At 62.1% G+C, this 2,820-nt stretch carries 3 protein-coding genes; 1 reads left to right on the plus strand and 2 read right to left on the minus strand.

All coding sequences use genetic code 11. From position 1 onward, the window contains the following. The coding region (locus tag ACXJKO_RS31035; protein ID WP_457094855.1) for a transposase at positions 1 to 319 on the minus strand (319 nt) is incomplete at its 3' end. Positions 320 to 753: 434 nt separating this feature from the next. On the opposite strand from ACXJKO_RS31035, the gene ACXJKO_RS31040 reads away from it, so the two are divergent. Then, positions 754 to 1,326, plus strand: coding sequence for a group I truncated hemoglobin (locus ACXJKO_RS31040; RefSeq protein ID WP_457094853.1), 573 nt, complete (start codon positions 754 to 756; stop codon positions 1,324 to 1,326). 298 nt (positions 1,327 to 1,624) lie between these two features. On the opposite strand, the gene ACXJKO_RS31045 is transcribed toward ACXJKO_RS31040, so the two are convergent. Further along, positions 1,625 to 2,179 carry a DUF4336 domain-containing protein gene (locus ACXJKO_RS31045; protein WP_457094854.1) on the minus strand — a complete coding sequence of 185 codons (555 nt, stop codon included), beginning with the start codon at positions 2,177 to 2,179 and terminating at the stop codon, positions 1,625 to 1,627. Positions 2,180 to 2,820: the final 641 nt, after the last annotated feature.

The raw sequence follows: 2,820 nt of genomic DNA on the forward strand, positions 1-2,820 counted from the left end.
GGGTGGCCACCAGCGCCTGCTGGGTGGCCACCAGCGCCTGCTCGGAGCGCTGATAGCGCTCGAACAGCTCGGTCGAGAAGCGGCCGTCGCGATCCTGCGGCACGCGCAGCTCGAGCTTGCCGACCCGGGTCACCAAGGTGCGGGTGTAGGAGCCCGAGCGGTAGCCCAGGCGAGCCGAGGTGCGCTCGCCCTTCTCGGCCTGAAGGGCGTCGGTCATCTCGGCTTCGAGCATCTCCTGCATGACGGCACGCACGATCTCGCGCAGGCCGTCCGGGCTTTGGCTGAGAAGGTCCTTGATGGCAGCGGCGGCAGGTTTTATCTTTGGCGTTGGTCATGGTGGGGCTCCTCTCGGAGTGCGTGACGTTGAACATCACCATCCTGCCATGACCGCCCCGATCAGGCGATTTGCAGAACCTTCACCACACTACTAGGGCCCGGCCGTGTGCAGGTCCGCTCACCCTCCAAATACGGATGTTCGGTCCACTTCCGCCGCGTGCCATTGGGAGACATTCCGAGCTCAAACCATACCCCACGCTAAGCCCTGATGGCCCACACGTGGACGGATATCGCAAAAGGATGTTCACGGAACGATCTGCTGGCGCGGCTCTCGGACCAAGAGCTTCCAGAACCCTTGGATCCGGTAAGCTCGCCAGACGGGAACCTTCTTCTGCCCGTAGCATCGAATGTTGGGTCGAACCCGCTCGGGCGGCCATTCGCTGCGAGCGTCGATCGACGCAGCCCGAGGAGAATCTCATGGAACAGCTTTTTTCGACGTCTCTGACAAGACGACGAGCGGTCTTAGGGCTTGCGCTGACCGCCGCTCCGGTGGCTTTGGCCGGGGCAGATCACGCCTACGCCCAAGCCAAGCAAGCCGAGCCCGAGAAAACTGCACCTGAGAAAAGTCTGTACGAGCGGCTCGGCGGCGTCTTCGCCATCGCGGCGGTGGCGGATCACTTCAGCGACGCCGTCGTGAAGAACCCGATCGTCGGCCAGAAGTCCAAGACCCCGCGGCTGCGGGAATGGCACACGAAGAACCTGGAACGGCTGCCCGGCCGAAAGTTCATGCGGACGCTGTGGGTCTGCAACGCTGCGGGTGGGCCGTTCCAGTTCACGGCCACCAAGCCCGGCGCAACGCCGCTCGGCCTGGAGGAGGCGCACCGCGACCTCCAGATCTCCCCCGCAGAATTCGATGAGGTGGCCGCGGAACTCGGACGGACCCTGGACTTCTTCAAGGTCCCGAAACGCGAGAAGGCCGAAGTCTTGGACGCCTTTGCGGCTCATAAGGATGAGGTCACGGCGGGCCACGGCGGTACCAAGCGCGGATGAAGCTGTGCTCCTCAGTCCAGACAATCCCGCCCGGCCAAAGCTGGCGGTTTATGAAATGGAAAGGCTCCGCTTTTGGGGGTGCGTTCGAGACCGGCGCGCTGCCCTCCCAAGCGGCGCTGCCCTCGACGTCGAAAACTGACATGAAGCGTCTCCGCTGTCGCAAGACTTGGGGTTTCTGGGACGGCGGAACTTCGCAGAAGCGCGGGAAACGGCCCCCCTTTGTCTCCTTCCTTCACCAGCCAAGTCTCCGCTTTGCGCGTGGCCCGCGGCCGGTCAAAGCGTCACCGACGCACTACCCTCAATAGGCAGATCCTCCGAATACCCGTCGGATGACCTCCTCGGCATCGGCCTCAAAGCAGCGGCCATGGCTGAGCACAATGCGCTGCGGCCGCCAGGAGCGGATCTTCCCGATCGCCGCCTTCGCCTTGCGCCGCTGGAAGAGGAGCGGCAGCCGCATGCCGAAGAAGATCTGGCCATAGGGATGGTACATCCCGCTCAGCCTGGCGGCCGTTCGCCACGGCTCGGACACCTTGTCCAACTCGAGATTGATGATCGTATCGGTGAGGATCAGCGTCCTCGAAGCCTCGTGGAAGAAAATGATCTCCTTGAAATAGCCGCCGGGGAACAGCAGTTGGTCGATCTCCCCACACCATTCTTCGGGCGCATTGGCGTCGAGATCCCTCGTGAAGTCAATGTCCATGCGCCGGGCTCGTGCCCGTTGGCGCACCCGTGGTGACGCCCACGCAATTGCGTCCGGAAACCCCTGTGCCCATTCCCCAATATGCGCATAGTGGAACTGGTTCGGCGACACCAGATGACGCACCGTCCCCAACCGGTGCAGCTCCCTGGCCAATCTCTCGTCGAACCTGATCGGCGAATGGAGGAAGAGGTCGCCGTGCGACAGCCCGCACTACGGTCATACGTGTCGTGAACGGAAGTGGCAGCCTGATCCCACCGACGGTCAAGTATTCGAACGGGCCATCGACGATGCCGATATCCGGCGCGAGTGGCTTATAGACGTTGATCGGCTCGTAAAGGGAGGCACCCATGGTGCAGGCCGCCACAGTGCTGCGGAATATGGAAGTTACCGCACTTGGCCGCTGGCTGGCTACGTGCGCCGAAGGCCCGCTCCGGGTCTTGGTTGTGTAAAAACGCTGACGTGTCGCTCACTTGAGCAATTTTATTTCTTGCGAGGCTGAATAGGCCGGAGATTGCTCGGTTTATGGAGCCGAAATTGTACAAACATTTCGTCGAGATCGGTCCTGTTCGCGTTTTCACACATTGGGTAATTGCGGAGCGAGTCGCCCTCAGGCCACACGGTCAGTGCATGGAAGAGCGGATGGTTGTTCCCCGATAAGATGGAAAGACGGGCTCTCGACTGGACGCCGGGCCCAAGCATCGAACGGAGAACAACCATGGGTGAGTATATTGGTCTTGACGTGTCGTTGAAAGAGACAGCGATCTCGGTGCGGCGGGACGGCCAGAGGATCTGGC

The organism is Microvirga sp. P5_D2, from assembly GCF_054049475.1.